Genomic DNA, 24845 nt, shown 5'->3' on the forward strand with positions numbered 1-24845 from the left:
GCTTCATCGTTCGACTTGCATGTGTTAAGCACGCCGCCAGCGTTCGTCCTGAGCCAGGATCAAACTCTCCGTGAATGTTTACCGGTAATCCGGTCGAACACCACGAGAGCGGAACAACCAGGCGGAATAAGCCCGGTCATTCACAGCGTCCTCGCTGTGTGTTGCCTACCCGCCCCCAAGGGGCCAGGCAGGACTTTCAAAGGAACCGCGTCCCGATCCTCACGGACCAGGGACGGGGTATTTTATAGTCTGGCGTTGACTTTTGGCACGCTGTTGAGTTCTCAAGGAACGGACGCTTCCTTTGTACTCACCCTCTCGGGCTTTCCTCCGGGCGCTTCCCTTCGGTGTTCCACCACTCTATCAGGACTTTTCCGGCCCCCTTACCGCTCGTTTTCCGCATGCAAAAGCACGCAGGCATACCGAAGCGGATCCGGGAATTGGATCTCATCCGATGGAGTGCCGCCCTCCGCCTCGCCAGCAGTTGACTGCGGGCCTCGGTCGTGGGCAGGAATCTGACAGTACAGCCCTGGCCCACCCGAGGCAAATCGATTACGCAGCGCACATGCGGCCCCGCGCGCACGCTCGTGCGGAATCCTCAGTTCCTATGACTTAGGCTTCCGACCAGTGCGCCGTCCAGGACAGGCAGTGACGGCGCGTGATGAATCTCCACCTCTGGGAGGCTTCCCATGACCACCGTGACGTCCCCGATCGCCGGACGCGCCATCGGACTCGCGGCAGTGCCCGATCCGGTCTTCTCCGGCGCGATGGTGGGACCCGGTACCGCCATTGACCCCGTGCGTGAGCCCGCTGCCGCGGTCTCGCCCGTCGACGGCGTCATCGTCTCGCTGCACCCCCACGCGTTCGTCGTCGTCGACGGCGAGGGCCACGGTGTGCTGACGCACCTCGGCATCGACACCGTCCAGCTCAACGGCGAGGGCTTCGAGCTGCTCGTCAACAAGGGCGACACCGTGACGCGCGGGCAGGAAGTCGTGCGCTGGAACCCCGTCGCCGTCGAAGAGGCCGGCAAGTCGCCGATCTGCCCGATCGTCGCGCTCGAGGCCACGGCCGACGCGCTGGCGGACGTCCGCGAAGAGGGCGACCTCAAGGCCGGCGACACCCTCTTCACCTGGCAGTGACGTTTCACCTGCGGTGACCTGAGCCGTCCGGACGACGGCAGTACGACATCCACCGCGGCGGACGTGACCGCCGCATCCAACCGGAGACGGGTGAAATGGAGACAACGCTGCGAGGCGTCGGCGTGAGCCACGGTGTGGCGATCGGCGAGGTGCGGCACATGGGTACGGCGGTTCTCGAGCCGCCGGCCAAGCAGATTCCGGCGGACGAGGCGCCGCGCGAGCAGGGGCGTGCGCGCCAGGCCGTCGAGGCCGTCGCCGCCGACCTCATCGCGCGCGGCAACCTGGCCGGTGGCGAGGCCCAGCACGTGCTCGAGGCCCAGGCCATGATGGCGCAGGACCCGGAGCTGATGGCCGACGTCGAACGGCGCATCACCGTCGGCAGCACCGCCGAGCGCGCGGTGTACGACGCCTTCGCCGCCTACCGCGCGCTGCTCGCCAACGCGGGCGAGTACCTGGCGGGCCGCGTGGCCGACCTCGACGACGTGCGCAACCGCATCGTCGCGCGCCTGCTGGGCGTGCCGATGCCGGGCGTGCCGGACAGCGACGAGCCGTATGTGCTCATCGCGCGGGACCTGGCGCCCGCCGACACGGCGCTGCTCGACCCGACACTGGTGCTGGGCTTCGTGACCGAGGAGGGCGGGCCGACCAGCCACAGCGCCATTCTGGCGCGGGCGCTGGGAGTTCCGGCCGTCGTGGCGCTGCCGGGCGCCGGGGAGCTTGCCGAGGGCACGGTGGTGGCCGTGGACGGCAGCACGGGCGACATCTTCGTCGACCCGAGCCCGGAGAAGCGTGCGGAGCTGACGAAGGCCGCGGAGGAGCGCAAGGCCGCGCTGTCCGCGTCGTCGGGTCCGGGTGCGACGTCCGACGGGCACAAGGTGCCGCTGCTGGCGAACGTCGGCGGTCCGGCGGACGTGCCGGCCGCGGTCGAGGCGGGTGCGGAAGGCGTGGGCCTGTTCCGTACCGAGTTCCTCTTCCTGGACGACAGCGCGAAGGCGCCGTCGGAGGCCAAGCAGGTCGAGGCGTACCGCAAGGTGCTGGAGGCGTTCCCCGAGGGCCGTGTGGTCGTGCGGGTGCTGGACGCGGGCGCGGACAAGCCGCTGGACTTCCTGACGCCGGCCGACGAGCCCAACCCGGCGCTGGGCGTGCGTGGTCTGCGCACGCTGCTGGACCACCCGGAGGTGCTGCGCACGCAGCTGACCGCGCTGGCCAAGGCGGCCCAGGGGCTGCCGGTGTACCTCGAGGTCATGGCTCCGATGGTGGCGGACCGGACCGACGCGAAGGCGTTCGCGGACGCGTGCCGTGAGGCCGGGCTGCAGGCGAAGTTCGGTGCGATGGTGGAGATTCCCTCCGCCGCGCTGCGGGCGCGTTCGATCCTGCAGGAGGTCGAGTTCCTGTCGCTGGGGACGAACGACCTGGCGCAGTACACGTTCGCGGCCGACCGTCAGGTGGGTGCGGTCTCGCGTCTGCAGGACCCGTGGCAGCCCGCGCTGCTGGACCTGATCGCGATGTCGGCCGAGGCCGCCAAGGCGGAGGGCAAGAGCTGCGGTGTGTGCGGCGAGGCCGCGTCGGACCCGCTGCTGGCCTGTGTGCTGGCCGGTCTGGGTGTGACGAGCCTGTCCATGGGCGCTGCCTCCATTCCTTATGTCCGGGCGACGCTGGCCAAGCACACGCTGGCCCAGTGCGAGCGTGCGGCCGCTGCCGCTCGTGCCACGGACTCGGCCGAGGAGGCCCGTCTGGCCGCGCAGGCGGTGCTGTCCGGCGAGTGAGCCCGGGCCGCACGCGTGAAGTGACCACGCGTGAAGTGCGCGTGAGGTGAAGAAGTGGAGGGGTGTCCCGCCGGTCGGCGGGACACCCCTTCTTTCAGTCGTCCTCCTCCGTGCCGAGGGCGATGCCGGCGCTGTATTCGACGCCGGGCTCGGGTGGTACGGGTTCGCCGGTCTGTGCGTCGGTGCAGTAGGCGGCGAAGACTTCGGCCTCGGTCAGGGGGCGCAGGGTGCCGTCCTTCAGTCCCCATCCGCGCACGGTGTCCGGCCGGTCGGGCAGTGTGGTGCGCAGGACGACGCCGCCCGGGCGGTCCGTGGCGAGGCCGGCCGCCAGGACGGTGCAGAAGACGAGGGCCGCCGCCTCGCCCAGTTGCAGTCGGCCGTCGTCGCACTCGGCGTGGAGTACGGCGACGAGGGGCGTGCCCCCTTCGGCCTGGACGCTGCAGACGAGGTGGTGCCGGCCCTCCCCCACTGCCTCGACGATCCGGCGCAGCGCCCGGGAGGCGCGGGCGAAGGCGGCCCGGCCGATGTCCTCGCCGCACGAGGCGCAGTCGCCGCCGGTGGCCAGCAGGGCGGAGGCGTACTCCCAGGTGGCCTGGCGTTCGGCCTCGTCGATGAGGCGGGGCAGCAGGCGGGCGACGGGCTGTCCGTCGTACGTGATCTTGGTTCCGGCTGCGGCGACCTCGGCGGTGTAGCGGGTGCGGCTGAGCGCGGTGTCGGGGTCGAGGTGCAGGTCGGTGCAGTACTCCTCGTAGTCGACGGGGTCGAACAGGGCGACGCTGGTGTACGTGCCCTGGGCGGCGAGGGCGCGGAGGTGTCCTTCCATGTGCCGTAGGTAGGTGTCGTGGTCGTCGAAGTGGAAGCTGCCGTAGCGCCGCATGGCGGCGAAGTCCCGCTCGTCGGCGAGGACGGCCACGGTGCTGGGTGTCTCGTTGCGCAGCCGGCGGCGCGCGGTCGGCCGGTGCCGGTCGTTGTCGGTGTGCGCCATGTGCTTCTCCCCCTCAGCGCGAGTGATCGATGCTCACTCACAGTAACCGGGGGCACTGACAGTCGGCCGGCCGGCGGCGGCCGGCCGCTCAGCGGCGTTCGCGGCCCAGGCGTTCGTAGAAGGCGAGGAGTCCGGGGTTGTCGACGGATCCGACGTTGACGGCCTTTTCCAGCGGGGTGCCCTGGAGGAGGCGTTTGACGGGGACCTCGATGCGCTTGCCGGTGAGGGTGTGCGGGATGCCCGGGACCTCGATGACCTCGTCGGGGACGTGGCGTGGGGAGAGTTGTTCGCGGATGGTGCGCTTGATGCGGTCGAGAAGGTCCTTGTCGAGCGTGGTGTCCGGGGCGAGGTGGACGAAGAGGGGCATCCAGTAGCCGCCGTCGGGTTGTTCGACGCCGATGACGAGGGATTCGCGGATCTCGGGGAGGCGTTCGACGGCCTCGTAGATGTCGGCGGAGCCCATGCGGACGCCCTGCCGGTTGAGGGTGGAGTCGGAGCGGCCGTGGATGACGACGGTGCCGCGGGAGGTGAGGGTGATCCAGTCTCCGTGCCGCCATACGCCCGGGAACATCTCGAAGTAGCTGTCGTGGTAGCGGCTGCCGTCCGGGTCGTTCCAGAAGCGGATCGGCATCGACGGCAGGGGCGCGGTGACGACGAGCTCGCCGACCTCGTCGATGACGGGTTTGCCGTGGGCGTCCCAGGCCTGGAGGTCGGTGGCCAGGCAGGGGGCCTGGAGCTCGCCGATGTACACCGGCAGGGTGGGTACGGCGCCGGCGAAGCAGCTGCAGACGTCCGTGCCGCCGCTGACGGAGGCGATCCACATGTCCTCGGCGCCCTCTGTGTGGAACTCGTCGTGGATCCAGCGGAAGCCGTCCGGCGGCAGTGGCGAGCCCGTGGTGGCGACGCACTGGACGCGGGAGAGGTCGAAGTCACGGCCGGGGTGGACGCCGGCCTTGCGGCAGGCCATGACGTAGGCGGCGGAGGTGCCGAAGAGCGTGGCGCCGGTGCGCTCGGCGATGCGCCACTGGGCGGCGGTGTCGGGGTGGCCGGGGCTGCCGTCGTACAGGACGACGGTGGAGCCCACCAGGAGGCCGGAGACGAGGAAGTTCCACATCATCCAGCCGGTGGAGGTGTACCAGAAGAAGCGGTCGCCGGGGCCGAGGTCGCAGTGGAGGGCGAGCTGCTTGAGGTGTTCGACGAGGATGCCGCCCTGGGACTGGACGATGGCCTTGGGCAGGCCGGTGGTGCCCGAGGAGTAGAGGACCCACAGGGGGTGGTCGAAGGGGACCTGCTCGAAGACCGGTTCGGTGCCGGCCGAGACCAGCGCGTCCCATTCCAGGGCGCCTTCGGGGGCCGGCGTGCCGAGCAGGGGGATGTGGACGACGGCGCGCAGGGTGGGCAGTTCGGCGCGCAGCTCGGCGACGACGTCGGTGCGCTCGTGCCGCTTGCCGCCGTAGTGGTAGCCGTCGACGGTGAACAGGACGACGGGTTCGACCTGTTGGAAGCGGTCCAGGACGCTGCGGGCGCCGAAGTCGGGGGCGCAGGAGGTCCAGACGCCGCCGACGGCGGCGGTGGCCAGGAGGGCGACGACGGCTTGGGGGATGTTGGGCAGGTAGCCGCTGACGCGGTCGCCGGGGCGTACGCCGATGCGGCGGAGCTCGGCGGCCAGGGCGCCGACCTGGCCGCGGAGCTCGGCCCAGGTGACGGGGCGGGGTTCGTGGGTCTCGTCGACGTGCAGCAGGGCGGGTTCGGCGGCTCTGGCGGGGTCCTGGGCGGCGCGCAGGGCGTGCTCGGCGTAGTTGAGGGTGGCGCCGGGGAACCAGCGGGCGCCGGGCATGGAGGGGTCGGCGAGGACGCGCTCGTAGGGGCTGGAGAAGCGGACGTCGCACCACTCGGTGAGGGCCTGCCAGAACTGTTCGGGGTTCTCCACCGACCAGCGGTGCAGGGCCGCGTAGCTCGCGACGGGGTCGCCGGGGACGGGCGCGGGGGCGCCGTGCCGGTCGGCCACCTGGTGGTGGAAGCGGGTGACCTGGGCGCGGGCGATGCGGTCCTCGCCCGGGCTCCACAGGGGCTGCGGCGGGTCGGCGGGCTGCGGTGCGGTGGTCATCTGGCTGCTCCCGGGCGGTACGCGTCGTGGGCGGCGCCGTGCGCACGGCGGGATGGGCGCGTGACACGGCTGACCAGGACGATGCCATGTGATCGACTCCCGCACCAGGGGTGGTGTCACACCGCCATGTGAGGGGCACGCCCTGCTGGGGTGAACGCCGGTCGAACGGTGCGCGAGGCGGAGGGGGACGGTGGCAGGGTGAGCGACATGGACGCGGGTGACCTTGTGCGAACGGTGAAGTGGATGGCCTCGTTGCGGACGGTGGGGAGCGCACAGGGCCTGCGGTCCGTGCGCTCGGCGTGGCGGCGGCGCCGGGTGGACGCCGACGGGCTGCCGCGGCCGGGGGCGCAGCGGGCGCGGGTGCCGGGGGTGGCGGAGGGTGCGGATCCGGAGCCGGGGGGCGGGGTGGTGCGGTTCGCGCGGTCGTCGCTGCGGGTGCGGGTGGCGGCGGGCGGCGCGGTGTTCTGCGGGTGGGACGGGGCCGGGCCGCAGCCGTCGTACGCGCTGGCGGGGCCGGTGCCGGAGGTGGACGAGCGGACGGTGCTGGAGCCGGACACCGACGGTGGCTGGCGGGTGGTGTCCGAGCGGGTGCTGGTGGTGGTGTCCCGGCACGGGGCGGTGGAGGTGCGGACGCCGGGCGGGGTGATGCTGCGCCGTGATCTGCCGCCGCGCTGGTGGGAGCCGGTGGCGGGGACGGCGGGCGGTGCGCGCTGGGTGCAGCGCTCGGAGGTGGCGGCGGACGCCCGGTTCTTCGGGCTGGGCGGGCGGGCGGCGGGGCCGCGGTTGCGGGACGGGGTGTACCGGCTGTGGAACACCGATCCGGGGGGTGCTTTCGAGCCGGGGGACGATCCGCTGTACATCACGATGCCGGTGCAGCTGGTGGTGGCGGACGCGGGTACGCATCTGATGTTCCACGACAACACCTGGGACGGCCGGGTGACGTTGTGGGAGGGCGAGGAGGGGGCGGGGTCGGGGCACGACCGGCCGGGGCGCTGTGAGATGCGGATGGAGGGCGGTCCGCTGCGCTACTGGGTGATGGTGGGCACGCCGGCGCGGGTGCTGCACGGCTGGGCGGCGCTGACGGGCAGGGCCGCGCTGCCGCCGGCGTGGGCGCTGGGGTATCAGCACGCCCGGTGGGGGTTCGGCAGTGAGCGCGAGGTGCGGCGGGTGGTGGCCGGTTACCGGGAGCGGGGGCTGCCGCTGTCGGCGGTGCATCTGGACATCGACCACTACCGGGGGCACCGGGTGTTCACGGTGGACCGGCAGCGGTTCCCGGATCTGCCGGGGCTGGCGGCCGATCTGCGCCGGGAGGGCGTGCGGCTGGTGTCGATCGTGGATCCGGCGGTGAAGGTGGAGCCGGGGCTGGAGGTGTACGAGAGCGGGCGGGAGGTGGGGGCGTTCGTGCGGGATGCCCGGGGCGAGGAGGTGCGGGGGGAGGTGTGGCCGGGGGAGTCGGTCTTCCCCGACTTCACCGATCCGGCGGTGCGGGCGTGGTGGGGCAAGCTGTACGCGGAGCGGCTGGTGCAGGGCTTCTCCGGGGTGTGGCACGACATGAACGAGCCGGTGTCGTTCGCGGCGTTCGGTGATCCGTCGCTGCCGCGCTCGGCCCGGCACGCGCTGGAGGGGCGCGGTGGTGATCACCGCGAGGCGCACAACGTGTACGGGCTGGGGATGGCGCGTGCGGCCTATGAGGGGCTGTGCGCGCTGCGGCCGCAGGAGCGGCCGTTCCTCTTCTCGCGGTCGGGCTGGGCGGGCATGCAGCGCTACGGCGGCACGTGGTCGGGGGATGTGGCGACGGGCTGGCCGGGGCTGCGGGCGTCGTTGGCGCTGGTGCTGGGGCTGGGGTTGTGCGGGGTGCCGTATTCGGGGCCGGACGTCGGCGGGTTCACGGGGTTTCCGTCGCCGGATCTGTTCGTGCGGTGGTTCCAGCTGGGGGCGTACATGCCGCTGTTCCGTACGCACGCGGCGATCACGGCGGGGCGGCGGGAGCCGTGGGAGTTCGGGGCCGAGGTGCTGGAGTGCACGGCGGCGGCGCTGCGGGAGCGGACACGGCTGTTGCCGTACTTCGTGACGCTGGCGCACCTGGCGCAGCGGACGGGGGCGCCTTATGTGCGGCCGGTGTGGTGGCGCTCGCCGGAGGACCGGGCGCTGCGGGACTGCGAGGACGCGTTCCTGCTGGGCGATTCGCTGCTGGTGGCGCCGGTGCTGGAGGCGGGTGCGGACCGGCGGGCGGTGCGGTTGCCGCGGGGGCGGTGGTACGACACGGCGACGGGGCGGGCGCACGAAGGGCCGGGGCAGGTGCTGCTGGACGCTCCGCTCTCGCGCGTTCCGGTGCTGGCGCGGGCGGGTTCGGTGGTGCCGGTGGCGGGTGCGGACGGGGCGGTGGAGCTGGAGGTGTGGCCGCCGGCCGCGGGGCGTACGGGGGGCGGGGTGCTCATCACGGACGCGGGTGACGGGTGGGAGCGGCCGGAGGTGGTGCGCTTGACGACCCGTTCGCGGAACGGGGTGGTGACGGTGGAGCAGGAGGGGGCGCCGGAGGTGGCGTACCCGGTGCGGATGCGTGGCTGAGGGGGCGCACCCCCTTCCGTGGGGCGGCGGCGGCTGGTAGGTGAGGGGGTCATGCCGAGACTCTCCGTCGTCCTGCGCGCCGCGGTGGCGGCGCTCGTTCTGCCCGTCGCCGCCGCGTCCGTTCCCGCCGTGGCCGCTCCGGTCACGCAAAGGGGTCCGGAGGGGCACAGGCCGCCGGGCTTCGTCGCTCTGGCGGAGGTGGACCCCACGATCGTGCAGGAGATGCGGTACGCCGGTGCGCACAACTTCACGGGCCATCGCGTCGACGGCTACGAGCGGCCCCGCTGCCTGCTCACGCGCCCGGCCGCCGAGGCGCTGTCCCGGGCGCAGCGTGGGCTGCTGCGGGAGGGGTACACGCTCAAGGTCTATGACTGCTACCGGCCGCAGCGGGCGGTGGACGACTTCGTGGCGTGGGCGAAGGATCTGGGGGACGTGCGGATGAAGGCGGAGTTCTACCCGCGCGTGGAGAAGTCGCGGCTGTTCGAGGACGGCTATATCGCGGCGAAGTCGGGTCACAGCAGGGGCAGCACGCTGGATGTGACGGTGGTGCGGCTGCCGGTCCGGCCCACGCGTCCGTACGTGCCCGGTGAGCCGCTGGTGCCGTGCTTCGCGCCGCGGGCGGTGCGGTTTCCCGACGACTCCGTCGACATGGGCACCGGCTTCGACTGTTTCGACACGCTCTCCCACACCCTCGATCCGCGGGTGCGGGGCAGGCAGCGGGCGAACCGGCTGCTGCTGAAGTCGGCCATGGAGCGGGCGGGTTTCGGCAATCTCCCGCAGGAGTGGTGGCATTACACGCTGCGGGACGAGCCGTATCCGTCGACGTATTTCGACTTCCCCGTGCGCTGACGCGACGGCCCTTGACGCTCCCACGGGGCCGCAGAACACTGCCGGTTGCCGCGGCGGCCTCCGGCGCGGTCCTCGCGACTGGTTTGACGACTGGGGAGACGCCATGACGGGCTCGTACGTCGCCGCGATCGATCAGGGCACCACCTCGAGCCGTTGCATGATCTTCGACCGGGACGGGGCGGTCGTCGCCGTCGACCAGCGTGAGCACCGGCAGCTCTTTCCCAGGCCCGGCTGGGTGGAGCACGACGCGAGCGAGATCTGGGCGAAGGTGCAGGCGGTGGTGGCCGGTGCGCTGTCCCGGGCGGGGCTGCGGGCGGACGAGCTGAGCGCGGTGGGCATCACCAATCAGCGTGAGACGACGGTGCTGTGGGACCGTGCCACCGGCAAGCCGGTGCACAACGCCGTCGTCTGGCAGGACACCCGTACCGCGGCGCTCTGTCGTGAGCTGGGCGGCGCACAGGGGCAGGACCGGTTCCGCCGGGCGACGGGGCTGCCGCTGGCCAGTTATTTCTCCGGCCCGAAGTGCGCCTGGCTGCTGGAGGAGGTGCCGGGGCTGCGCCGGCGGGCGGAGAACGGGGAGATCGCCTTCGGGACGGTCGACTCGTGGCTGATCTGGAATCTGACGGGCGGTACGGAGGGGGGCGTGCACGTCACGGACGTCACCAACGCCTCCCGCACCCTGCTGATGGACCTGGAGACCCTCCGGTGGGACCCGGCGATCCTCTCCGCGATGCGCGTCCCCGAGGCGGTGCTGCCGCGGATCCGCTCGTCGTCGGAGGTGTACGGGATCGCCACCGGCCGGCTGGCGGGGGTGCCGGTGGCGGCCGCGCTCGGCGACCAGCAGGCGGCGGTCTTCGGGCAGACGTGCTACGGGGTGGGCGAGGCCAAGAACACCTACGGCACCGGAAGTTTCCTGCTGCTGAACACCGGGACCCGGCCCGTACCGTCCAGGAGCGGGCTGCTGACGACGGTGGGGTACCGGCTGGGCGGCCAGGAGCCGGTGTACTGCCTGGAGGGGTCGATCGCGGTCACGGGCTCGCTGGTGCAGTGGGTCCGCGACCAGCTGGGGCTGATCCGTTCGGCGGACGAGATCGAGGCGCTGGCGGCGAGCGTTCCCGACAACGGGGGCGCGTATGTCGTGCCGGCCTTTTCGGGGCTGTACGCGCCGCACTGGCGCTCCGACGCCCGTGGTGTGATCGCGGGGCTGACGCGTTACGTCACCAAGGCGCATCTGGCGCGGGCGGTGCTGGAGGCGACGGCCTGGCAGACGCGCGAGGTGGTGGACGCGATGGCCGGGGACTCGGGGGTGCGGATCACCGAGCTGAAGGTGGACGGCGGCATGACCGTCAACGGCCTGCTGATGCAGCACCAGGCCGATGTGCTGGGGGTTCCGGTGATCCGTCCGGTGGTGGCCGAGACGACGTCGCTGGGGGCGGCCTACGCCGCCGGGCTGGCCACGGGCGTGTGGCGGGACCTGGACGAGCTGCGGTCGCACTGGCGGCGGGACGCGCGCTGGGAGCCGCGGATGGCCGGGGCGGAGCGGGAGCGCGAGTACCGCCAGTGGCGCAAGGCGGTGGAGCGCACGCTCGGCTGGCTCGAAGAAGACGTTTAGACGCGGCGCGTCGTCAGACGGCTGGAGCGTTCGTCAGACGGCGGCGGTCCGGCGGTCGGTGATGCCGGTGGTGAGCGCGTGCTCGACGACGGAGACCAGGACGTGCTTGACGGATTCGCGCTCGCGGGCGTCGCACATGATGACGGGGACCTGGGGGTCGAGGTCGAGGGCGTCGCGGACGGCTTCCTCGGGGTAGCGCACCGCGCCGTCGAAGCAGTTGACGGCGAGGGTGAAGGCGATGCCGCGCCGCTCGAAGTAGTCGACGGCGGCGAAGCAGTCCTCCAGGCGCCGGGTGTCGGCCAGCACGACCGCGCCGAGCGCGCCCTGCGCCAGTTCGTCCCACAGGAACCAGAAGCGGTCCTGGCCGGGGGTGCCGAAGAGGTAGAGGACGAGGTCCTCGCGCAGGGTGATGCGGCCGAAGTCCATGGCGACGGTGGTGGTGGTCTTGGCCTCGACGCCGGAGGTGTCGTCGACGGGGCGGCCCGCCTCGGTCAGCAGTTCCTCGGTGCGCAGCGGCTTGATCTCGCTGATGGCTCCGACCAGGGTGGTCTTGCCCACGCCGAAGCCTCCGGCGACCAGGAGCTTGAGGGCCATCGGCGTGACCGAGGTCCGTATCCGGCGGTCAGAGCGCCCGAACACCATGGAAATTCCTCCGATTCAGGGTCAGTGCGGCATCGCGCTCCCCCGTGGTAGTGATCGTTCCGTAAGGACCACCGCCTCGACAACCCCCGTCCGGTCCCGCCCCCGGACCGGCCGGCCCGGGCGGGTCCGGGACCGGCCCGGGCCGGCCGGTCACAGGGCCCGCAGGCCCGCGATGACCTCGCGCAGGATGCCGGCGTCGGGCAGCTCCGCCGGCGGGACCGGGCGTGAGGCCCGGACGTAGCCGGCGTCGATCAGGTCGCCGACGAGGACGCGGACCACGCCGACCGGGAGGTCGAGACCGGCGGCCAGTTCCGCGATGGAGCGGGGTTCCTCCACGGCGAGCTCGGCGATGTCGAGGTGTTCCGGGGAGAAGGTCCGGTCGGCGATGGCGTGGACCCCGCCGGGGTGGGCCACCAGGAAGTCCTCGGCGACGACGAGCGCGATCAGGTCGAGCCGCTCCTCGGCCGGGCCCCGGGTGCGGCCGCGGGTCATGGCGTACGGACGGACCACGGGGCCCGCCGCGTCGTCGTACCAGCGGGCCTCCTGCGCGGGGTCTCCGGTCATGCCGCCGGTCACTCGTCGGCGACGCCGGCGCGCGGAGCGGTGGCCAGGTGCGTGCCCACCCGCTTGACGAGCAGCGTCATCTCATAGGCGACCTGGCCGATGTCGGAGTCGGCGTCGGCGAGGACGGCCAGACAGCTGCCGTCGCCGGCGGCGGTGACGAACAAGAACGCCTCGTCCAGTTCGACCATGGTCTGGCGGACCTTGCCCGCCGCGAAGTGCCGGCCCACGCCCTTGGCGAGGCTGTGGAAGCCGGAGGCGACGGCTGCCAGGTGCTCCGCGTCCTCGCGGGTGAGCCCCTTGGAGCTGCCGGTGGCCAGGCCGTCGCTGGAGAGCACGAGTGCCTTGCTGATGCTGCTGACGCGCTCGACGAGTTCGTCGAGGAGCCAGCTGAGCTCGCCGGTGCCGGTGGTCTGCCCGGCCGGGTCCGTCTGCGGCCGGGCGTTGCGTACGGCGGCCTTCGGTGCGGTCATCGACCGTCCCCCTCAATTGTCGTTCCTGGTGCGGTGGTGCTCGGTGGGTTCGTAGTCCCTGAACGCCCCGGCCCGTCATTGTGCTCCCGCCCGCGTTCCCAGCCGCGCTGCAGGGCGGCCATGCGGGCCCGTACCTCCTCGGCGTCGCGGTCGGCGTCGGCGGGGTCCGGCTCGGGGCGGGCGCGGGCGGCCGGGGCCTCCTTCAGCTGCGGCACGAGGCTGGCCTGGCGGACGCGCCGGGGAAGGCCGCCGGTCGGGGTCCGGTCGGCATCGGGTCCGTCGGGGGCCTGGTGGTGCTGCTCCGCCGGACCGCCGTCGGGCGGGCGGAGCATGGGCTCCGCGTCGGGGGCGGGGGCGAGCCGCTTGCGGACGAGCGGCTGCCCGCCGGTGTCCTCGGTGCGCCGGGCGCCGCCGAGCGGCAGCGTGTCGGTGAGCAGCGTGGAGGGGATGAGCACGACGGCCGTGGTGCCGCCGTACGGGGAGGTCTGCAGGCTGACGCGGATGCCCTGGCGCTGGGCGAGCCGGCTGACCACGAAGAGGCCGAGGCGGTCGGTGTCGGAGAGCTCGAACTCGGGGGTCTCGGCGAGGCGCAGGTTGGCTTCGAGCATCGCGTCGGGGGTCAGGCCCAGGCCGCGGTCGTGGATCTCCAGGGTGAAGCCGTTGGAGACCCGTTCGCCGAGGACCTGGACCGCGGTGTGCGGCGGTGAGAAGACGGTGGCGTTCTCGAGCAGTTCCGCGAGGAGGTGGGTGAGGTCGGCGACGGCGGGGCCGTTGAGGGCCAGGCGCGGCAGCCGGCGCACCTCGATGCGCTCGTACGCCTCGACCTCGCCGACCGCGGCGCGCACGACGTCCATCAGCTGGATGGGTTTGCGCCACTGCCGGGAGGGGGCGGCGCCGGAGAGGATGACCAGGCCCTCCGCGTGGCGACGCATGCGGGTGGTGAGGTGGTCGAGGCGGAAGAGGTCGGCGAGTTCGTCGGTGTCCTCGGTGCGCCGCTCCATGGTGTCCAGGAGGGTCAGCTGGCGGTGCAGCAGTACCTGGCTGCGGCGGGCGAGGTTGACGAAGACGTCGGAGACCCCGCGGCGCATGTCGGCCTGTTTGACGGCGGCCTCGACGGCGGCGCGCTGGAGGGTGTCGAGCGCCTGGGCGACCTGGCCGAACTCGTCGGAGCCGTGGACGCGGCGGGGGGCCTCGGCCTCGACGTCGACCCGATCGCCGGCGGCGAGGCGGCGCATCACGGCGGGCAGCCGGACGCCCGAGATCTCGTGCGCCTCCTTGCGCAGCCGGCCCAGGTCCTTGACGAGGCCGCGGCCGACGCGCAGGGAGATGACGAGCGAGCAGACGAGGGCGGCGAGGCCGAGGACGCCCGCGATGGCGGCCTTGATCAGGACGCCGATGGCGACGGGCCGTACGCGGTCGCCGAAGCGCTGGGCGGAGTCGACGCCCATCCGGCCGAGGTCGTCCAGGACGGGGCCGGAGGCGGCATGCCAGCGCTGGGCGTCGGTGACGTGGACGGCCCGGGCGGCGCCGGCGAGGATGACGGTGTCCTCGGCGGAGCGCAGCGCCTGGGCGTGGGCTCCGCGCCAGTAGTCGTCGAAGATCTTCTGCTCGGTTTCGGGCAGGGCGGCCAGGTGGGTGCTGTAGAGCACTTTGCGCTCGGCGACGCGGTCGGAGAAGGACCGCAGGTCCTGTCTGCTCATGCTGCCGGCGGCGAGGGCGGCGGCGAGCAGCGCGTCCTCGCGGGCGAGGGCCTCGCGGGCGCGGGCGATGCCGACCAGGGCGCGGCCCTGGCGGTCCATGCCGGCGTCCTGGAGGGCGCTGAGGCTGCCGAGGAAGTCGTAGTAGGGCTCGACGAGTTCGTTGTAGGCCTGGAGCGCGGTGTAGCGGGTGAGGGTGTTGTCCTCGACCTTGCGGCGCAGGCCCTCGATGCCGTCGAGGCTCTTCTCGATGGCGTGGAAACGATTCGCCGCCTCGGTGGCGACCTCGTCGCGCACGCCGTCGTGGAACCGGGCGCGGAAGTCGGCGACCGTGTGGTCGGTGACGCGCTGCCGCTCGCGCAGCTGGGCCAGGGCGTCGGAGCGCCGGGGGTCGGCGAGGTAGACCAGCGTCTGGCGGCGTTCCTGCTGCAGCGACCGGACCATGTCGTCGGCGGGGTAGCCGACCTTGCGCATGATGTCGGCGACGGACAGCAGGCGGACGGCCTCGTTGCCGGTGATGACGGTGGCGAAGACCCAGAGGCCGGTCAGGGACACCAACGGCACCAGCAGCAGCGCCACGATCTTCCGGCGGATCGACTTCCCGCGCAGGCGCATGGCCTCCCCTCCGTCAACCCCGGCGCACGGGGATGGTGTTACGACAGTAATGCGGCGTGAGCCTACTACTGCGGGGTACGCGCCTCGAAGACCAGTACGGCCGACGGATGGGGGTCTGGCCGGATTCCCCCTCTCCGGGGGAACCTTTGGGGGTCATTGTGCGCTCTTCTCCTAGGGAGACGGAGCCCGGGGCAGCCACTGGGGGAGGTGAGCCGCCATGGACCACGACCACGACATCCCGTCGTACGCCCGCAGGCCGTTGTGGGTCGAGGAGCCGGCCAGGAGGCCGCGGATGCCCGATCCGGTCCGGACGTCCGCGGTGCGGGCGTTCCTCATCGTCGCGGTCACGCTGGTCCAGACCGTGGTCGCGATACTGCTGGCGCTGGCCGGTTCCTGGTTCGCCTTTCCCGCGGTACTGATCGCGGTGGCCTGCACGGTGGCCGCGACGTGGGGGGTGCTCGACGTGTATGTGACCCGGCAGGTGTGGCTGCAACGGCACGGCGTGGTGTCCGTGCCGAGCAGCACGGCGCGCCCGGTGCGGCGGGTACGCCGCCCGCACTTCCCCTGACGCGCGGTGCGCCGGGGCGGTGCGGGCGGGGGCCTCAGCGTCCGGCCGGGACCGGCTCGGAGCTCTCCTCCTCCACGGGGCGGCGGAACATCCGCGTGGCCGTGATCTCGCCGTGCACCTTCTCGGCACCGGGGTCCTGCGGCTGCGGCAGGCCCGGCCGCAGGTGCTCCTCGACGCTGATGTACTTCAGCCCCGCCCGCAGGTCCGCGTCGTTGCGCAACCGGATGACCAGCGGGAACTCCGCCAGCGCCGTGGTGTCGAACAGGCCGGTGGTGTAGAGCAGCTGTACGCCCAGCGCGTCGGCGACGGCCCGCTGGAGCTCCAGCAGGTACGTGGCATTGGCGCGGCCGATGGGGTTGTCCAGGAACAGCGTGCCCGCGTGCCGCTGCTTGTCGCGGCCGCGGTCGTTGCTGCGCAGCGCCGCCATGGTGCAGTACAGGGCGATGGCGGCGGTCAGCAGCTGGCCGCCGGAGAAGACGTCGCCCATCTGCCGGACCGGGACCCGCTCGGCGCGCAGCACCGCGTCGGGCTTGAGGATCTCCACGGCCACGCCGCGCGGCAGCAGCGCGGCGTGCACGCCGCGCAGCAGCAGGGACATGCCGTCGCGGCGCAGGTCGGAGTTCTTCTTGACGGCGGAGCGGGTCGCCTCGTCGATGACCTCGCCCAGGCGCTCGGTGAGGGTGGACTGGTCGGGGTCCTCGAAGCGGATGCGCAGGAACTCCTGGCCGGACCACTCCCCCAGGCCCTCGGGCAGCCGGGACAGGCGCTGCGCGGAGCGCAGGGTGGTCAGCGAGGACTCCACCAGGCCGCGCAGCCGGTCGACGATGCTGTCGCGGTTGCGCTCGAGCTGTTCCAGCTCGTCGGTCAGCACGCGCAGCCGGGGGGCGAAGGCCTCGGCCCAGGCGGCGGCGTGCTCCGGCAGGGCGGCGGCGGGCAGTTCGCGGATCTGCTGGCGGGCGGGGGTGCGCACCTGCTCGTAGCGGGTGGAGTTGGCGTGCCGGACGAGGACGTCGCCGGCCTCGCGGACGGCCGCCTCGGCGGCCGAGAGGTCGCCCGCGCAGCCGCGCAGGGAGCGCCGGGCCTCGGCGGCCGTCTGCCGGGCCTCCTCGAGCGTCCCGGCGTACGGCTCGGGCTGCTCGGCCTCCTCCTCGGGGGAGTTGTCGCGCATCAGGTCGCGCAGGAGTGCGGCGGTGTCGTCGAAGCCGGTGGCCGCGTCCTCGGCGGCGCGGTGGGCGCGCACCAGGTCGGCGTGGGCGCGGCGGGCGGCGTCGAGGGCGTCCGTGCGGGCGGCGAGCTCGGAGGTGGCGGTGCGCAGCAGCTCCTTGGCCCGGTCGGCGTCGGCGGGCACCAGCTCGTCGGGGAGCTCGGTGTGGGCGTCGCCGTCGGCGGGGGCCAGGCGCTCGGCCTCGCCGCGCAGCCGGCCCAGCTGCTCGCTGGCGGTGGAGGCGCGGGTCTCCAGCATCTGGACGAGCGCCTCGGCGCGGGCGGCCGCGGCCTGGCGGGAGGGCCCGTCGGCACCGTCGGTGCCCTCCAGGAGCTGGGCGGCGCGGGTGCGGACCTTGTTGGTGAGGCGGTCGAGCTCGGCGCGGGCGGCGCTCTCGTCGCTCTCGGCGCGGGCCTGCTCGGCGCGCAGGTCGGCGCCGACGCCGACCTTCTCGTAGAGCTGGGAGGCGGCGCGGTAGGCCTCGCGCAGGGCGGGCAGGGACGCGGCGGGCGGCTCGGTGCCCTCGTGCGCCGCTTCATGGGTGTCCGGGGCGCCGGCGATCTCGGCGCGCTCGGCGCGCAGGGCGCGGGCCGTGCGGCGGGCGTCGTCGGCGGCGCGCTGGGCGGCGCGGCGGTCCTCGTCGGCGGCGCGGGCCCGGTCCACGCAGACCGCCGCCTGCTCCTCGGCCTCGGCTGCCTCCTCGGCCAGCTCCCGCAGCCGGCTCTGCCAGTTGGCGCGCTCGCGCAGCCGGTAGGCGAGGCCGGCGAGCGCGTCGGCGACCCGGCGGGCGCGCTGGGCGGCTTCCTGGCGCTCGTCGCGGACCCGGGCCGTCTCGGCGGCGGCCTCCTCGGCCTCGGCGCGGGCCGTGCGCAGTGCGGCCAGCTCGCGCTCGGCGGTGTCGGCGGCGGTGCGGGCGCGCCCGGCCTCCGCGGCCAGCTCGGCGAGGCGGCCGGCCGGGCAGCCGGCCCGCCAGGACGCCAGGCGGGCGGCGAGCGTGCGGTCGCCGGCGAGGCGGGCGGCCACGACGCGGATCTCCTCGTCCCGGGCCGTGGCGCGCTCGCGCAGGGCGTGCCGCTCCTCGTCGGCGGCGCGCTCGTCGTGCATGGCGGGGTTCGGGGGGACGAGGAAGACGCCCGAGTCCGCCGCTCCGGCGTCCGGGGCGGGGGCGAGGAGGGCCGCGGCCGTGCCGACGGCGACGGCCGAGCGCGGCAGCAGCGAGGCCGCGGCGAGCACCTCGCGGGCGCGGGCGTGGGAGTCGGCGTCGGTGATGACGACGCCGTCGACGAGCTCGGGGCGGGTGGCGAGGACGGCGGCGTGCCGGGCGGGGTCGACGGCCTGGGCCAGGTAGCGCCAGCCGGGCAGGGCGGGGATGCCGTGCTCGCCGAGGTACTCAACGGCGGCGAGCACGTCGGGGCTGGGGGGCAGCAGCCCGCCGTCGCCGAGGGCGCCCAGGATGCGGGAGTCGTCGGCGGCCGCGGTGCGCAGGTCGAACAGCTTGCGCTCGGCACCGGCGACGCTCTCGTCGAGCAGCTCGCGCAGGGCGTCGGCGTTGCGGTCGAGCTCCTCGGCGGTCAGCGGGCCGGTGCCCGGGCGGCCGGTCCGGGCGGCGGTCGCCGCCGCCCACACGGCGCCGGGGTAGCCGCTGCCTGCCGGCTCGTCCTGGCCGGCGGTGCGCTGGCCCGGCAGCTGGCCGGCGGCCGGCGCCTCCGGCAGCCCGAGCAGTTCGACCAGGCGACGGTCCGCGCCGATCGCCTCGGCGGCGCGGCGCTCGGCGTCGTACGCCGACTCGGCGGCCGTGGCGGCGTCGGCGGCGCGGGCGGCGGCCAGCTCGGCGCGGGTCTCGGCGGCGGCCGTCTCCCGGGCGCGCTCGGCGGCCTGGCGCGCGGCGTCGCGGGCGCTGTCGTAGGCGGCGACGGCCGGCTTCTCGGCGTCGCTGGCGGCGAGCGCGGCGCGGGCGGGGTCGGCGTCGGGGGCGCTGTCGTCCAGCCAGCCGGCGCGCACCGCTTCGGCGGTCTCCTGCTCGACCTCGACCAGGCGCTGGCGGAGGTGGCCGGACTCGCTGCGGGCGCGCTGCGCCTCGGTGGCGGCGGCGGTGGCGTCGCGGTGCGCGGCCTCGCCGGTCTCCTGCAGGACGGCGGAGCGTTCCTCGTGTTCGTTGGCCAGGCGCTCGCCCTCCTCCGCGGCGGCGTTGAGGGCGCGTACGAGCTCGGCGGCGGCCCGGGAGCGGGCGGCGAGGGCCGGGGCGGCGTCGCGCTCGGCCTCGTGGATGGCGGCGGCGACGCGCGCGGAGCGGTCGGCGGCGGCGCGGTGGCGCAGCACGGTCTCGGCGGCCTGCCAGGCGGAGTGCAGGGTGCGGGCGTCGTTGAGCTCGCGGCGCTGGGCGGCGGCGGCCTTCTCGGCGGCGGCCAGGGCCAGGGAGGCGTGGCGGTAGGCGAGTTCGGCGGCGATCAGTGAGCGGCGGCCGCGCTCGGTCTCGGCCGCGGTGACGGCGTCGGCGGCGGCCTCGACCTGGCCGGCCAGTTCCACGGCGCGGCCGCGCTCCTGGGCGCCGCGTGCGGACAGGCGGCGGGTCAGGACGCGGGTGCGGCGCTCGGCCGTGGCGTGCACGCCTCGGGCCGCCTCGCGCTGCACGGCGGCCTCGGCGATGCGGGAGAGCAGGTCGAGGGAGCCGGCGGTGAAGTCCCGCTCGGCGGTCAGCTCGGCCCGGCGGCCCAGCTTGTGGGCGAAGCCGTGCACGAGGTCGGCGAGGCCGTCGGTGTCGCGGGTGTCGGTGACCGCGCGCAGCAGCAGGTCGGTGAAGTCGGAGTCGTTCTTGACGGCGAAGAGGCCGGCGGCCTCGCCCTCGTCGGCGTTCATCTCGCGCTGGTAGCGGAAGAGTTCGGGGTCCAGGCCGAGCTCGCCCAGGTGTTCGTTCCAGCGCTCGTGGATCTCCTCCCACACCACGTCCAGGTTGGGGTAGGTCTTGCCGGCCTCGGTCAGGACGTCCCGGAACCCCTTCATGGTGCGGCGCCGTCCCCGGGCGCCGGAGGCGCCGTCGGCGGCCGGGCGCATCGCGGTGGACTCGGCGACGGGCAGCGAGTCCAGGCTCAGGCCGGGGCCGGGGCGGAAGGAGTACCAGGCCTCGGCGAACTTGCGGGGGTCGTTGGAGACCTGGCGGCCGCGCCACTCGCTGACCTTGCCGACGACGATGGACTCGCCGGTCAGGACGTGCTGCCACTCCAGGGCGACGTGGCCGCAGTCGTCGGCGAGGAGGAACTTGCGCAGCACGCCGGAGCTGGCGCCGCCCAGGGTGTTGCGGTGGCCCGGCAGCATCACCGAGAAGATCAGCTTGAGGAGGACGGACTTGCCGCCGCCGTTCTCCAGGAAGAGCACGCCGGCCGGCGCGGGGCGGCGCGGCGGGCCCGTGGGCTCGTCCTCGAAGAACTCCGCCTGCGTGGGCGCGGGAGAGGGCACCGGGGCGCCCACCCCGCGCAGGTCCAGCACGGTGTCGGCGTAGCGCGCACCGGCGGGCCCGATGGAGTAGAGGCGGACCCGGGACAGCTCGTACATGGCGGACTCTCGTTGTCGTTGACGGACGGGTCGATCAGGAAGGTTCAGGAGGAGTGGAAGGGCAGGCCGGCGTCGGCCACCAGGTCGAGGTCGTCGGCGTCGTCCGGCGGCAGGAGGCTGGCGCCGCCGTCGGCGACGGGCACGACGCCGAGTTCCAGGAGCTCGGTCATGGCGGCGCTGCCGGCCATGTCGCGGACCTGCAGCTGGTAGCGGGCGGTGGTGCGGAACGCGCCGCCCGCGTCGTCGCCGGTGCGCTGCAGGAAGCCGGAGTCGACGAGGAAGGCGACGGCCTTGGCGATGATGCCGGTGGTGGAGCCGGCCAGGCGGCGGGCGTCCTTGGTGGCGCCGGTGGCGCTGCGGCGCGCGTAGACCCGCCAGGCGGCCTCGAGGCCGGGGGCGTCCGTGGTGGGGTCGGTGTTCTCGCCCTGTTCGGCGGCCTTCTCCTCGAGCCTGCGGCATGCCTGGCGGACGAACGCGTCGACGCCGTTGACGGTGATGCGGCCGATGTAGCCGTCGTCGGCGAGGTCCTCGGGGCGCGGGAAGGCCAGGGCGGCGACCGCGAGGTGGGCGAGGCCGTGCAGGAAGCGGTCGGCGGAGTCGGCGGTGGCGCGGCGGGCGTAGTCGCCCATGCGGACGGCGAAGACGGAGTCCTCGGCGGCGGTGACGGCCATGCCGGCCCGGGTGGAGACCTCCAGGACGATCAGCCCGAGGCCGGCGGCGACGGCGTCGGCGAGGCGCGCGAAGGCGGGCTCGTCGCGGTGGCGGCGCAGCAGCTCGGTGTACTCGGCGTCCCGGGCGGGCTGCAGCTTGGGCTGGAGGCCGAACGCGATGAGGCGGGCGGCGTCGGCGGCGTCGGCGGGGGTGACGCCGCCGACGGTGGCGGTGGCGTGAGCCGGTTCCGCGTCCGCCGCGTCGGGCTGCGCCGGGGCGTCGGCGTCGTCGTACTCAGTCACGGTCGGTGCTCCTGCTGGGGGTGTGCGTGGTGTTGCGGTCGGTTCGGCACCGGCGGGGGCGTGGCCGGGGGCTGATCGCCGTTGCGGCGGGAAGCCGGACGGCCCTTTCACCGTTTCCCGGGGCTGCGCCCCGGACCCCGTGGGGGCCGGGGGCTTGGCCCCGGTTACGGAACCCCTCTCCGCCGCGACGGCGGGAAGCCGGACGGCGCGGTCCGGCGGTGCCGGACCGCCCGCGGGCGACGGTGCTCACACCGCCTCCTGGCGGTCCGCCGCCATGCCGGCGGCGTCCAGCAGGGCGGTGCCCACGATGAGGTCGGCGCCGCCGAACTCGACGTCGTCGAGCGGCGTGCCGTCGTCGACGGCGAAGAGCAGGGACTGCTCGCCCTGGCGGTAGGCGGTGCCGACCGAGGGGCTGGCGGCGTGGACGGCCAGCAGGGCGAGGAGGTAGGGCAGCTCGGGGTCGCGGCGGCGGGCCTCGGCGAGGAGGCCGGACAGGCGGCGGGGCGCGTCCGGCGGCAGGGCCAGCAGCTCCATGGCGCTCGCGAGCTGTTCCTCGCTGAAGCGGCTGTCGTCGGGGGTGGCGATCAGATCCGGCTCGGGCATCTCCGCGCCCAGGTGCTCACGCTCGGTGGGCGGCGTCAGCAGCATCTCGACGAGGTCGCCGACGCGCACGGACGCCGGCGTGCGCAGGCCCGTGCCCTTGGCGAAGAACGCGTCGGTGACGCGCCCGGCCTGCTCCAGGGGCAGCGGCAGCAGGGGGGCCAGGAGCTGCCCGTACAGGTCGAGCCCGGACTGGGCGGCCGGGGTCGCGAAGGCCTGGCGGTCCTGCTCGGCGCGGAAGAGGGGGCCGGCCTCCAGCAGCCGGGACTGCAGCTGGGTGTGGCGGCGGATGCAGTCCTTGACGATGTCGACGAGTTCGGCGGCGCGCCGCTTGTGCTCGGGGTCCTCGGCCTCGTCGCGGGCCTTGCGGATGTTGGTGAGGATCGCGTTCTCGTGGCGGTAGCGGTCGGCCACGTGGTCGAGGGCCTCGGCGATCATGTCGGGGACGGCGCGCAGCCAGTCGACGGCGCGGACGTTGCGGCGCGTGGCGTCGAGGGTCTTGCGGAGGGTCTCCGCGTACTGCACCGTGCGGTAGCGGGCCTGCTCGGCGGCGAGCTGGGCGTCGGCGAGGCGGCCCCGGCTGATGAGGACCTCGAGCTTGACCTCGGCGGCGATCTGGGCGCTGGTGACGTCCGTGTCCAGGGCGCCGACCAGGACGTTGACGGCCTCGTCGGTGGTGCGCAGGAAGACCGTGCCGCCGGGCCCGGGGACCTCCTCGACGAGCTTGAAGTCGTAGTCGCGGCGCACGTAGACGCCGTCCGCGCCGAACGTGCCGTAGACGGCGCGGAATCCCCGGTCGACGCTGCCGACGTTGATGAGGTTCTCCAGGACCCAGCGGGCGACGCGCTCGTGCTCGGCGTGCGGCCGCTCGGGGGCCTGGGCGGCGACGCGGGGCTGGAGCCGGGCGACTATCTGCTCGTGGTCGGCCCCGGTGTCGAAGTCCATGTTGAGGGTGACCAGGTCGATGGCGGCCAGCGCCACCTCCGCCATCGCGTAGACGCCGTACTCGCCCGCGAGGTTGGTCTTGCGGGCGTCGAGGTCGTGCAGGGGCGCGGTGCAGGCGAGCGCACGCAGCCGACGGGCCAGGCCCTCGTCGGCGGCCGGGCCCGGGGCTGGGCGTGAGGGCCCGTTGAGCTGGGGCGGAACGGCCGCCGGGGCTGCAGAAGTCACGTCGCACAGAGTAGGCGGTCGCACCGACAACGGACGAAACGGCACGGGCTCGCCGCGCCCGGCGGCCCACCAGTGTAGATCCGGTGCCCGCGGGGGCCGGCGGCGGGCGGCCGCTCAGACCGCGAATGCGTACATGATGGCGATATTGCACCCAAGGAGGATGAAGGCGGTCGGGAGTTGCGCCTTGATGGGCCCGTACTGGTCCTTGAGCTCCAGGAGCGCGGCGGGCACGACGTTGTAGTTGGCGGCCATGGGCGTCACCAGGGTGCCGCAGAAGCCGGCGAGCATGCCGACGGCGAGGACGGCGGCGGGGTTGCCGTGCGCCTGTTCCACGAGCACCGGCCAGCCGACGGCGGCGGTCATCACGGGGAAGGCGGCGAAGCCGTTGCCCATGACGACGGTGAACAGGAACATTCCGACGCAGTAGGCGACGACCGCGAGGAAAACCGACCCGTCGGGCAGCACGGAGGTGGTGATCCGGCGGACCTGGTCGCCGACGCCGGCCGCCGAGAAGATCGCACCGAGCGTCGCGAGCAGCTGCGGCAACAGCATGGCCCAGCCCATCGACTCCAGCATCGACCGCCCGGCGTGCAGGGGCGTCGACGGGCGCCGCTCCCGCAGCATCACCATGCCGACGGCGAGCGCGACGAGGGACCCGATGCCCAGGCCCAGCACGGTCTCGCTGCCCTTCTGCAGGACCGGCTCGCCGCCGACGGAGAGCCTCTTGACGCCGACGGCGCAGATCAGCGCGACGAGCGGGATGGTCAGGGCGGGTACGAAGAGCCGCGAGCCGAACCGCGCGGCGCTCGCCGCCCGCTGCTCCGGCGTGGCGGTGCGCGCCGCGCCGCGCCCGGTGAAGCCGAAGCCCGCGAGGCAGACCATGGCGAGGACGGCGGCGCCCAGCGGTTCGGGGGGCGCGCTCTTGTCCACCACCCACGTGCTGTAGACGAAGCCCACGCCGAGCAGGCCCCAGAACGCCGCCGTGCCCAGGCGCCTGGGGTTGGTGCGGTCGGCGGCCATCTGGGCGGCCATCACCAGGAAGATGGCGCCGACGAGCCAGAAGAACCACTCCGCCTTGATCACTTGACGGCCTCCGCGCTGCCGGCCGCCGCCTGCTCCAGCGTGCGGTCCAGCCGCAGCAGCCGGCACCCGTGGACGGCCAGGGCGCACAGGGCGGTGGGAATGGCCCACAGCGCGAGCGCCAGGGGTTCGAGGTGAGTGTGGTACGTCGTGTTGACGAAACCGGTGATCAGGAGGATCGAGCCGACGGCCAGGAAGACGTCCTCCCCGAAGAAGAATCCGACGTTGTCGGCGCTGGCGGCGAAGGAGCGCAGCTTCTCCCGCGCCGGCCCGCTCAGCGGGCCGTGGCGGCGTTCGGCCGCGCCCTCGGCCATCGGGGCGGCGAGCGGGCGTACCGTCTGGGCGTGCCCGAACACGCTCATGAGCCCGAGGGCGGCCGTGATCTGGCGCAGCAGGAGGTACAGGGCGAGGAAGCGGCCGGCGGTGAGCCTGCCGAAGCGGGCGATGAGGGCGCGGGCCTGTTCCTGGAGGCCGTAGTGCTCCAGGAGCCCGATGACCGGGAGGGTGATGGCGAAGATGGTCACCGCGCGGCTGGAGGCGAAGCCGGTGCCGAAGGCGGCCAGCACCTCCCGGGGGGACAGCCCGCCCAGCAGGCCCGTGACGATGCCCGCCACGCCCACCACCAGCAGGGGGTTGCGCCGGGTGGCGAAGCCCGCCACCACCACGAGGACGCCCAGGAGTACGAGCATGCGTCCGCCTTCCGCGTTCCC

The 24845-nt window shown here is 73.9% G+C and carries 16 protein-coding genes, 1 rRNA gene and 1 pseudogene; 6 read left to right on the forward strand and 12 right to left on the reverse strand.

Annotation, left to right across the window (positions count from 1 at the left end):
- A 16S ribosomal RNA gene (locus ABZ956_RS28295) occupies positions 1-75 on the reverse strand; the annotation flags it as partial.
- 611 nt (positions 76-686) lie between these two features.
- Here ABZ956_RS28295 and ABZ956_RS28300 point away from each other — a divergent pair.
- Together ABZ956_RS28300 and ptsP are read left to right on the forward strand one after the other, a co-directional pair.
- Positions 687-1136, forward strand: coding sequence for a PTS glucose transporter subunit IIA (locus tag ABZ956_RS28300; RefSeq protein ID WP_071964746.1), 450 nt, complete (start codon positions 687-689; stop codon positions 1134-1136).
- Positions 1137-1231: 95 nt separating this feature from the next.
- Entirely contained in the window at positions 1232-2902 is a 1671-nt protein-coding gene (gene ptsP / locus ABZ956_RS28305; RefSeq protein ID WP_361899570.1) for a phosphoenolpyruvate--protein phosphotransferase, read from the forward strand.
- A gap of 94 nt (positions 2903-2996) precedes the next feature.
- On the opposite strand, the gene ABZ956_RS28310 is transcribed toward ptsP, so the two are convergent.
- Complete coding sequence (locus tag ABZ956_RS28310; RefSeq protein WP_361899573.1) at positions 2997-3887, reverse strand: hypothetical protein; 891 nt, start codon at positions 3885-3887, stop codon at positions 2997-2999.
- Positions 3888-3975: 88 nt separating this feature from the next.
- Positions 3976-5994: an acetoacetate--CoA ligase gene (locus tag ABZ956_RS28315; protein ID WP_361899575.1), complete on the reverse strand. Its 2019-nt coding sequence runs from the start codon at positions 5992-5994 to the stop codon at positions 3976-3978.
- A gap of 207 nt (positions 5995-6201) precedes the next feature.
- On the opposite strand from ABZ956_RS28315, the gene ABZ956_RS28320 reads away from it, so the two are divergent.
- From ABZ956_RS28320 to glpK, 3 genes are all read left to right on the forward strand, one after another.
- Entirely contained in the window at positions 6202-8562 is a 2361-nt protein-coding gene (locus ABZ956_RS28320) for a glycoside hydrolase family 31 protein (protein ID WP_361899715.1), read from the forward strand.
- Positions 8563-8613: 51 nt separating this feature from the next.
- Positions 8614-9411 carry a M15 family metallopeptidase gene (locus ABZ956_RS28325; RefSeq protein WP_361899578.1) on the forward strand — a complete coding sequence of 266 codons (798 nt, stop codon included), beginning with the start codon at positions 8614-8616 and terminating at the stop codon, positions 9409-9411.
- A 103-nt stretch (positions 9412-9514) separates the two neighbouring features.
- The gene (gene glpK, locus ABZ956_RS28330; protein ID WP_361899581.1) at positions 9515-11023 is read left to right on the forward strand and encodes a glycerol kinase GlpK; all 1509 of its coding nucleotides are present in this window, start codon (positions 9515-9517) and stop codon (positions 11021-11023) included.
- Positions 11024-11056: 33 nt separating this feature from the next.
- Here the strand turns inward: glpK and ABZ956_RS28335 are convergent, their stop codons facing one another.
- The 4 genes from ABZ956_RS28335 to ABZ956_RS28350 form a co-directional block, all read right to left on the reverse strand.
- Positions 11057-11665 (reverse strand): ATP/GTP-binding protein, encoded by a 609-nt coding sequence (locus tag ABZ956_RS28335; RefSeq protein WP_361899584.1) that lies wholly within the window; start codon positions 11663-11665, stop codon positions 11057-11059.
- Between the two features lie 150 nt (positions 11666-11815).
- On the reverse strand, positions 11816-12229 hold the full coding sequence (locus ABZ956_RS28340; RefSeq protein ID WP_361899587.1) for a DUF742 domain-containing protein: 414 nt from the start codon (positions 12227-12229) through the stop codon (positions 11816-11818).
- 8 nt (positions 12230-12237) lie between these two features.
- On the reverse strand, positions 12238-12699 hold the full coding sequence (locus ABZ956_RS28345) for a roadblock/LC7 domain-containing protein (protein ID WP_361899590.1): 462 nt from the start codon (positions 12697-12699) through the stop codon (positions 12238-12240).
- On the reverse strand, positions 12696-15011 hold the full coding sequence (locus ABZ956_RS28350) for a nitrate- and nitrite sensing domain-containing protein (protein ID WP_361899593.1): 2316 nt from the start codon (positions 15009-15011) through the stop codon (positions 12696-12698). Before ABZ956_RS28350 ends, ABZ956_RS28345 begins: the two co-directional genes overlap by 4 nt.
- 217 nt (positions 15012-15228) lie before the next feature.
- Here ABZ956_RS28350 and ABZ956_RS28355 point away from each other — a divergent pair.
- Positions 15229-15564: pseudogene (locus ABZ956_RS28355) on the forward strand (hypothetical protein); the annotation flags it as partial.
- Positions 15565-15613: 49 nt separating this feature from the next.
- Here the strand turns inward: ABZ956_RS28355 and ABZ956_RS28360 are convergent.
- From ABZ956_RS28360 to ABZ956_RS28380, 5 genes are all read right to left on the reverse strand, one after another.
- Positions 15614-20332 carry a hypothetical protein gene (locus ABZ956_RS28360; protein WP_361899596.1) on the reverse strand — a complete coding sequence of 1573 codons (4719 nt, stop codon included), beginning with the start codon at positions 20330-20332 and terminating at the stop codon, positions 15614-15616.
- A 44-nt stretch (positions 20333-20376) separates the two neighbouring features.
- Positions 20377-21285, reverse strand: coding sequence for a hypothetical protein (locus tag ABZ956_RS28365; RefSeq protein ID WP_361899599.1), 909 nt, complete (start codon positions 21283-21285; stop codon positions 20377-20379).
- A 246-nt stretch (positions 21286-21531) separates the two neighbouring features.
- Positions 21532-23055 (reverse strand): hypothetical protein, encoded by a 1524-nt coding sequence (locus tag ABZ956_RS28370; RefSeq protein ID WP_361899602.1) that lies wholly within the window; start codon positions 23053-23055, stop codon positions 21532-21534.
- Positions 23056-23169: 114 nt separating this feature from the next.
- On the reverse strand, positions 23170-24138 hold the full coding sequence (locus ABZ956_RS28375; RefSeq protein ID WP_361899605.1) for a DUF979 domain-containing protein: 969 nt from the start codon (positions 24136-24138) through the stop codon (positions 23170-23172).
- A complete protein-coding gene (locus tag ABZ956_RS28380) occupies positions 24135-24824 on the reverse strand; it encodes a DUF969 domain-containing protein (RefSeq protein ID WP_361899608.1) in 690 nt (229 codons plus the stop codon). The genes ABZ956_RS28375 and ABZ956_RS28380 overlap by 4 nt, the downstream gene beginning before the upstream one ends.
- Positions 24825-24845 lie beyond the last annotated feature (21 nt).

Source organism: Streptomyces sp. NPDC046261, from assembly GCF_040646235.1.
Classification (GTDB): Bacteria; Actinomycetota; Actinomycetes; order Streptomycetales; family Streptomycetaceae; genus Streptomyces.

Coding starts and splice junctions, on each gene's coding strand:
- ABZ956_RS28300 (WP_071964746.1), top strand. CDS start 687: ATGACCACCGTGACGTCCCCGATCGCCGGACGCGCCATCGGACTCGCG.
- ABZ956_RS28320 (WP_361899715.1), top strand. CDS start 6,202: ATGGACGCGGGTGACCTTGTGCGAACGGTGAAGTGGATGGCCTCGTTG.
- ptsP (WP_361899570.1), top strand. CDS start 1,232: ATGGAGACAACGCTGCGAGGCGTCGGCGTGAGCCACGGTGTGGCGATC.
- glpK (WP_361899581.1), top strand. CDS start 9,515: ATGACGGGCTCGTACGTCGCCGCGATCGATCAGGGCACCACCTCGAGC.
- ABZ956_RS28325 (WP_361899578.1), top strand. CDS start 8,614: ATGCCGAGACTCTCCGTCGTCCTGCGCGCCGCGGTGGCGGCGCTCGTT.
- ABZ956_RS28360 (WP_361899596.1), bottom strand. CDS start 20,332: ATGTACGAGCTGTCCCGGGTCCGCCTCTACTCCATCGGGCCCGCCGGT.
- ABZ956_RS28310 (WP_361899573.1), bottom strand. CDS start 3,887: ATGGCGCACACCGACAACGACCGGCACCGGCCGACCGCGCGCCGCCGG.
- ABZ956_RS28350 (WP_361899593.1), bottom strand. CDS start 15,011: ATGCGCCTGCGCGGGAAGTCGATCCGCCGGAAGATCGTGGCGCTGCTG.
- ABZ956_RS28335 (WP_361899584.1), bottom strand. CDS start 11,665: ATGGTGTTCGGGCGCTCTGACCGCCGGATACGGACCTCGGTCACGCCG.
- ABZ956_RS28340 (WP_361899587.1), bottom strand. CDS start 12,229: ATGACCGGAGACCCCGCGCAGGAGGCCCGCTGGTACGACGACGCGGCG.
- ABZ956_RS28345 (WP_361899590.1), bottom strand. CDS start 12,699: ATGACCGCACCGAAGGCCGCCGTACGCAACGCCCGGCCGCAGACGGAC.
- ABZ956_RS28315 (WP_361899575.1), bottom strand. CDS start 5,994: ATGACCACCGCACCGCAGCCCGCCGACCCGCCGCAGCCCCTGTGGAGC.
- ABZ956_RS28380 (WP_361899608.1), bottom strand. CDS start 24,824: ATGCTCGTACTCCTGGGCGTCCTCGTGGTGGTGGCGGGCTTCGCCACC.